The organism is Thalassospira sp. UBA4513, assembly GCF_002388495.1.
GTDB classification, from domain to species: Bacteria; Pseudomonadota; Alphaproteobacteria; order Rhodospirillales; family Thalassospiraceae; genus Thalassospira; species Thalassospira tepidiphila.
In genome coordinates, this window is the sequence record NZ_DGMR01000015.1 from 2,805 (window position 1) to 10,652 (window position 7,848).

The window sequence follows — 7,848 nt, forward strand, 5'->3', positions numbered from 1 at the left end:
TCGGTCTCAAGGATGCGACAGGCCATGCGCCCACCTTCCGCTTCGGTGACCTCGTACCCCTTGCTTCTGAGCAGTGAAGCAAGGCCGGAAAGCAGTCTCGGATCATCGTCGACGACCAGGATGCGCGCCTTTCCGTCGTCGCCGTAAGTCCACTCGGTGCTCGCAGGTTTCATGTCAGTACGCCCGTCGTTTCTTCGTCATTTTTCATCGTTTTTTTTATTTGCCGCTGCGGGAAACAGAATTCGGAATGCTGTCCCTCCGCGTCCCGTGCGGCAACTAATGATGCCCTCCATGTCATCAATCAACTGTTTAACCACGCTCAGACCAAGACCGCTGTGGTCCTTGCTCTTGGTGGATTGAACCGGTGAAAACAGGTGTTTGCGGACCTCATCGGGAATTCCATTACCGGTGTCCGCCACTTCCAGTTCCACCCAGGTTTTTCCGCTTTGCCAGACCGGTGCCAGCGTGTGAATAGCCACTTCGCCGCCGTCAACGAGGCATTCTGCCGCATTACGGACCAGGTTGATAACCACCTGACGGATGACCGCGCCGGGCACGGTAACGTCGGTGGGGTCCTCGCACAGATCCAGCTCCAGCGCCCTGTCGCCGCCGCTGAACAGGCTGTCTTCCAGCAAGTCCCGCAGAATTCTCAGTTCGTCATTAAGATTGCAGGCGCCGGTCGGGTTCGTTGAATCATGGCTCGGAGCCCGGCTGATCTGCAACAGGAGATCCCCTGCGCGATCGAGCTCGTCACGTATGACGTCCAGCTCTCCCTGTACTTCGTTATCATCCAGCCGGTTTCGCAGTTGATAGATATATTGCCGGATAATGGTAAGCGGGTTGCTCACTTCATGGACCTGACGACGAATGGCCTGTCGGGCCAGTTCGGCTTCCAGACCGTCCTGGGCAGTGCTCCTGGGCTGCGTGGCGGTGACGGCGTCAGACAGTTTTGCGCTGAACAGGCGACCAATTTCTTCTGCCTGGCCAGAGCTTTCATGGTCAGTACCGACGACAAATACGCCTGCACATGGATCTTCCCCACGCACGGGGATAGCCACCAGAGAAGGCGTTTTCAAGAGCGAAAGCAACTGGCGGTCCAGTACCGTCGGTGAGCGATGATCGAGGCACAGGGCGCTGCCGCTGCTGCAGGCCTCGGTCAGCACGCTGGTGGCTGCCCCAATGGCAACCGTGAGATCAGGGACGTCACCAGTGCTGGAGGATAGCAGCGTCAGCCCGTCCCCGGCCTGGCCAAAATAGAGTGTCGGAAGGCCGGTGATCAGTGTCAGGCTGGTGACGGTTGCGGCCAGGCTCTCCTGGGCACTGCCGCGAATCGGCGACAGTTCCAACGCCTGGCTGGCCATGGCCTGTTTCAGTATGGTCTGTTTGAGTTTGTGGTTGGAGTGGCGGGCGTCGTAGTCTTCCGAAAGCGGAATGCCCAGCGATTCGGCCACGCCGCTCACTTCCTGGTCGATCCTGCGGTTGATCTCTCGCGTGAGTTCTTCATTGAGGCCAAAAATGGTCCCCGCTGCAGCAATGCCCACCGCGTCCGAAAGTGCCAGGCGTGTTGCCAGGCTAATCAGTTTGACCAGGTGTCCGGCATCTCGTATTTCCGTTGGCATGGCCTGTTGGTAGCGCATAGCATCAACTGCCATGGGTCCCAGACCCCATGAATCTACCAGTTCGGCAGCAATATCGGACTGGTGGTCAAGGTAGTATTGCTGGGTCTCTCCAGGCGGGGTTTTCAGCGCGATCAGCTCGCCCACATTGTGCAGCATTCCCAGCATGAACGCCTGGTCGGGTTCGGGGTAGCGCGTCAGTGTTGCCAGGGCCCTGGCAGTCAGAGCGGTGGTCAGTGAATGGCGCCAGAAGTCCCTTAGCTGTTGCCACTGGTCTGCCCCGAGTTCGTAAAGGAGCTGGCGCAGTGCCGCAGTCAGAACCAGAGTATGGAATCGTCGTGTTCCCAGCCTGAGCAGCGCCTGGTCAATGGAGCGTATTTGCGAGGTGGGGCCATACAATGCTGAGTTGGCCAGGGCGAGAACACGAGTAACCAGTGCGGTGTCGGCAGAAACAATATCGCTTATTCGGCGATAATTTTCGTCCTGATGACAGGCTTCAAGCACCCTAAGGGTAACCTCTGGGAGACTCGGTAGCTGTATGTCAGGGGCAATCAGCATAGGCCTGCCTGTATAACGCGCCAGATATTGTCGTTAGTATCTGACGACTTGTTCATAAATACTAACCCGATGGAGCTTAGACAATAAGCTGCGTTTATTAAACAGTTATTGGTCCTTTTTTAAGCAGAGTATTACCTGTGTTTGGATGTGTGTAAACTTTTTACAGGTTAAATGTCGCAAAACCGTCCATTATTGGGCAGGCAACCCGCCTCTTTTTGTCTACAGTTAGAACTCCGTCCGGGTTACACTTTGACACAGTACTCAAATTTCACCCGGATCACGTGTCAGTCGACGGACAAGACAGCGCCTATAGGCATTCATGACCGACTCCCGCACTTCCAGGCACATTCCGAAGCAACCCAGAACACTGGCCATAACCGGTGGCAAAGGTGGCGTCGGAAAAACATCGGTGGCACTGAACCTTTCCCTGACCCTTGCGCGAGAGGGTTACAGAGTATTGTTGCTGGATGGTGACACGGATCTGGCTAATGTCAGTATCATGCTGGGCCGGTATCCGGAACGGACCCTGGCTAACGTAATGGCCAATGAGTGCTCCCTCCGCGATGTGATCATGGAATCGGAGTGGGGGCTGCACATCATTCCCGGCGCCTCGGGGGTCGAGCAGTGTGTCGACATGGCTGCTGAAGAAAGTCTCCGTGTACTCAAGGCGTTGTCGAGGCTAGAGAAAAATTACGACTACGTGATCACAGACACTGCCTCCGGCTTGCAGAAGACCGGCATGCACATGATTGCGGCGGCGGAACTGGCCTGCGTCGTGGTCACGCCAGACCCTGCATCGCTGACCGATGCCTTCTCCCTGATCAAACTGCTGATTCGCCGTGGCTACCGAAGGACGCCGAGCGTGTTGGTGAACATGGCCCAGGGTGCAAGTCAGGCTCGCTCCGTGTTTCAGCGCCTTGATGCCGCTGCGGTGCGACACCTGGGGTTGCAATTGCATTACCTGGGTGCGATCTGGCGTGACGAAACTCTGCGCCAGTCGGTGATGAATCAGCGTCCGGTGGCGTTGATGCGGGCTTCCAATCCGTCCACCCGCCAGTTCCGCACATTGGCCGACATGTTGAATGTGCGGCTACGCCAGTTGCCGCCTCGCAAGGCCGGGATTGCCGCCTATTGGCATCGGGTCTCCTCCAGCCCAGCTGAAACAGGAGCATCAGATACAGATCGCTCAGCGGGCAGCGAGCAACCACGGGCACCGGTCGACCCAGCCCAGGAGTGCAAACGACTGACCGCGGAACTCGGCAAGATACTGGCAGGCAGCGATGAAAAGCCGCTGCTGCGTTATGAAGCGTTCCAGAGTCTTTTTGCACTGTTGGGGCGCAAAATGGACGCAGATACCGTTGAGATTATCCAGACCGGCTTAGCCTCCCTCAATTGGGAAAAGCTGGAAAAGGAACAAAGAGAGCATATGGCGACCCATCTTCGCCACCTCGCCTCAGAGATTGACCCTGCGGTGGTTCCACGCAAGCCGGAACCAATGGCAAACAGGCCAGAGCGGGAACCCTACTATGACCGTATCAGCTTTGGCGAGCAGAGCCGGTTGATCCGAGCGCTTAAGGAACAGCCGTCCAATATCTCCCTGGACCAGCTTTTGCGCTCGCTGGGAGGCACAGACAAGAACGGTTCCTGAGCGTCTTTTATCCGGTTTTTCTCCACGCCTTTTTTTGCATTTAGTCACCTTATTTTATTGTCATTTTATTGATGCAGTTTGTAGCGTAACTTTGCCCTATGTCACCGCACTGTCATTCGGTCTGTGCAAAAATCAGCCCTATTCCCGGAATCGTGGCCCGCAAAATGCAGAGGCAAGAGGCAGGCAGCCTCTTACCTGAAAACTACCGCAATTTGATGGCTACACAGTGAATTTGAGAAGGAGTTCTCGCTATGGCAACACAGCAGCAACAAAACGGAGCGTCAGCGTCCGGTGTTCTTGAGCAGCTACGCGGTAAACACGTGCTGATCACCGGCACCACCGGGTTTCTCGGTAAGGTGGTACTGGAAAAATTAATTCGCACGGTGCCGGATATTGGCGGAATCCATCTGCTTATCCGTGGTAACAAAAGGCATCCAGCGGCGCGTGAGCGATTCCTCAATGAGATCGCCAGTTCGTCTGTATTCGAGCGCCTTCGACACGATGACAACGAGGCGTTCGAAACCTTTCTTGAGGAACGCGTTCACTGCATCACCGGTGAAGTGACTGAGCCCCGTTTTGGGCTTCCGCCAGAACGGTTCCGCGCGCTTGCCGGGCAGGTCGACGCGTTTATCAATTCCGCAGCCAGCGTCAACTTCCGGGAGGAGCTCGACAAGGCACTGAAGATCAACACCCTGTGCCTGGAGAACGTTGCCGCCCTGGCGGAGCTCAATAGCGCCATGGCGGTTATCCAGGTATCCACCTGCTACGTCAACGGCAAGAATTCCGGCCAGATCACGGAGTCCGTCATCAAGCCGGCGGGCGAGTCTATCCCCCGCAGCACCGACGGATACTATGAAACGGAAGAGCTTGTACACCTTCTGCAGGACAAGATCTCCGACGTGAAGGCCCGATACTCCGGCAAAGTGCTTGAGAAAAAGCTAGTGGACCTGGGCATTCGCGAGGCCAACCACTACGGCTGGAGCGACACCTACACGTTTACCAAATGGCTGGGTGAGCAACTCCTGATGAAAGCCCTTTCCGGGCGATCACTCACGATTGTTCGCCCCTCCATCATTGAAAGTGCACTGGAAGAGCCCTCTCCGGGATGGATTGAAGGCGTGAAGGTGGCGGACGCCATCATCCTCGCCTACGCCCGCGAGAAGGTATCCCTGTTCCCAGGCAAGCGTAGCGGCATTATAGATGTGATCCCGGTGGACCTGGTGGCCAACAGCATCATCCTGTCCCTGGCAGAAGCCATTTCCGAGCCTGCGCAACGCCGCATCTACCAGTGCTGCAGTGGCAGTTCAAATCCGATTTCGTTGGGTAAGTTCATTGACTACCTGATGGCAGAAGCCAAGTCCAACTATGCGTCGTATGGCCAGTTGTTCTACCGACGGCCCACGAAACCGTTTGTGGCGGTCAATCGCAAGCTGTTTGATGTTGTGGTTGGCGGCATGCGCGTGCCATTGTCCATTGCAGGCAAGGCATTGAGACTGGCTGGCCAGAACCGTGAGCTGAAGGTCCTTAAAAACCTCGATACCACGCGTTCACTCGCCACCATCTTTGGTTTTTACACGGCACCGGATTACATTTTCCGCAACGATTCGCTGATGGCCCTGGCCTCCCGGATGGGGAAACTGGATCGAGTCCTGTTTCCGGTGGATGCGCGTCAGATCGACTGGCAGCTGTACCTGTGCAAGATCCACCTTGGAGGCCTTAACCGCTACGCTCTCAAGGAGCGGAAACTGTACAGCCTGCGGGCCGCCCAGACCCACAAGAAGGCCGCCTGATACCCCATCAGTCGGCTGTCCTTTCTATCCGGACCCCGGTTCCCGGGGTCCGGAACGTCACTTGTTGTTTCTGCTGGCAGGACTATCCTTTAGAGCAGGCTCCAGAACATAGGGTCGCCCCTCGTGAGACCGTCATTCTGGCTAAAAGTGCTGGCGGATTGGGACGTTAGTCTAATTCATTGTTCACTGGCGCGCGTGTTGAACTATGTGTATCCGTCTTCAGGGCTTTTTTTGCCCGTCACGCTCTTTATTAAATAACCGATAATGACAACAGACTCTGACTAATAAGGGGGAGCACAATGACTGATAAACAGGTTTATCCGGTAAGTCCGGACGTGGCCAAACGGGCCCTGCTAAACCGGGATCAGTACGAGAAGATGTACCAACAGTCGGTGAATGACCCGGAGACCTTCTGGGCTGAACACGGCAAGCGACTGGACTGGATCAAGCCCTTCTCGAAGGTAAAAAACACCACTTACGACTACGACAACCTATCCATCAAATGGTTTGAAGACGGCCAACTGAACGCCGCCGCCAACTGCCTGGACCGTCACCTGGAGAAGCGCGGTGACCAGACGGCCATTATTTTCGAGGGCGACGACCCGGCTGATTCCCGCAACGTGACCTACCGCGAACTGTACGAAGAAACCTGTAAGTTCGCGAACGTCCTGAAAGACCAGGGCGTCAAGAAGGGCGATGTTGTTACGATCTATATGCCCATGATTGTTGAAACAGGTGTTGCCATGCTGGCCTGTGCCCGCATCGGCGCCATCCATTCCGTTGTCTTCGGCGGGTTTTCGCCGGAAGCACTGGGTGCCCGGATTGCTAACGGTAAATCCCGGTTCGTGGTAACGGCCGATGAAGGTGTCCGCGGTGGTCGCAAAATACCGCTCAAGAAAAATGTCGACGCCGCGCTGAGCAAAGAAGCCGGCGCCGACGTGGACAAGGTTATCGTGGTCAAACGCACCGGTGGCGATGTGCCCTGGAAAGACGGTCGCGATGTGAGTTACGAAGAGCTGATGAAGGGTGCGTCCACAGATTGCCCGGCAGAGCCCATGAACGCCGAAGACCCGCTGTTCATGCTTTACACCTCAGGTTCCACCGGCGCCCCGAAAGGCGTACTGCACACCACGGGCGGGTACATGGTGTACACCTCTATGACCCATGAGTACGTGTTTGATTACCATGATGGCGACGTCTATTGGTGTACTGCGGACTTCGGTTGGGTCACCGGTCACAGCTACATTCTGTACGGCCCGCTTGCCAACGGCGCTGTCACCGTTCTGTTTGAAGGTGTACCCAACTACCCGGACACGTCCCGCATGGGCCAGGTGGTGGACAAGCACAAGGTCAATATCCTGTACACCGCACCTACCGCCATCCGTGCCTTGATGGCCGAAGGTGAGTCCTGCATGAACGGCACCACCCGCGACAGTTTGCGCCTGCTGGGTTCGGTGGGTGAGCCGATCAACCCGGAAGCCTGGGAATGGTATTACGAGCATGTCGGCAAAAAGAACTGCCCGATTGTCGATACCTGGTGGCAGACCGAAACCGGCGGCATCCTGATTACGCCGCTGCCGGGTGCGACCGACCTCAAACCGGGTTCGGCGACCTTGCCGTTCTTTGGTGTTCAGCCGGCCTTGCTTGATAACGAAGGCAAGGAACTGACCGGTGCAACCGATGGCAACCTTGTCATCAAGGACAGCTGGCCGGGTCAGATGCGGACGGTCTATGGTGACCATGAACGCTTCATCCAGACCTATTTCAGCACGTTTAAAAACGTCTACACCACCGGTGATGGCGCACGTCGCGATGATGATGGCTATTACTGGATCACCGGCCGTGTTGATGACGTGATCAACGTATCGGGTCACCGCATGGGCACCGCCGAAGTCGAAAGCGCACTGGTCGCCCATTCCAAGGTGGCCGAGGCCGCCGTGGTCGGCGTTCCGCACGACATCAAGGGTCAGGGTATCTATGCCTATGTCACGCTGAATGCCGGCGAAGAACCGACCGACGAGCTGCGCGCCGAACTGGTCAAATGGGTCCGCAAGGAAATCGGCCCGATCGCAAGCCCGGACTTCATCCAGTGGTCGCCGGGTCTGCCGAAAACCCGTTCGGGCAAAATCATGCGCCGTATCCTGCGCAAGATTGCCGCCAACGAATATGATCAGCTTGGCGATACCTCGACCCTTGCCGATCCGGGTGTTGTCGATGACCTGATCGATAACCGCCA

General features: G+C 56.5%; 4 protein-coding genes. 3 read left to right on the forward strand and 1 reads right to left on the reverse strand.

Going from position 1 to position 7,848, the window contains the following annotated elements; all coding sequences use genetic code 11:
* Positions 1-197: 197 nt before the first annotated feature.
* Entirely contained in the window at positions 198-2,174 is a 1,977-nt protein-coding gene (locus B2T33_RS06040) for an HDOD domain-containing protein (RefSeq protein ID WP_286791456.1), read from the reverse strand.
* A 319-nt stretch (positions 2,175-2,493) separates the two neighbouring features.
* Here B2T33_RS06040 and B2T33_RS06045 point away from each other — a divergent pair, with 319 nt between their 5' ends.
* The 3 genes from B2T33_RS06045 to acs form a co-directional block, all read left to right on the forward strand.
* Entirely contained in the window at positions 2,494-3,822 is a 1,329-nt protein-coding gene (locus tag B2T33_RS06045) for a MinD/ParA family ATP-binding protein (RefSeq protein ID WP_286791457.1), read from the forward strand.
* 251 nt (positions 3,823-4,073) lie between these two features.
* On the forward strand, positions 4,074-5,612 hold the full coding sequence (locus tag B2T33_RS06050) for a fatty acyl-CoA reductase (RefSeq protein ID WP_286791458.1): 1,539 nt from the start codon (positions 4,074-4,076) through the stop codon (positions 5,610-5,612).
* A 299-nt stretch (positions 5,613-5,911) separates the two neighbouring features.
* Positions 5,912-7,848: acetate--CoA ligase (gene acs, locus B2T33_RS06055; protein ID WP_286791460.1), on the forward strand; the 1,937-nt coding region annotated here is incomplete at its 3' end.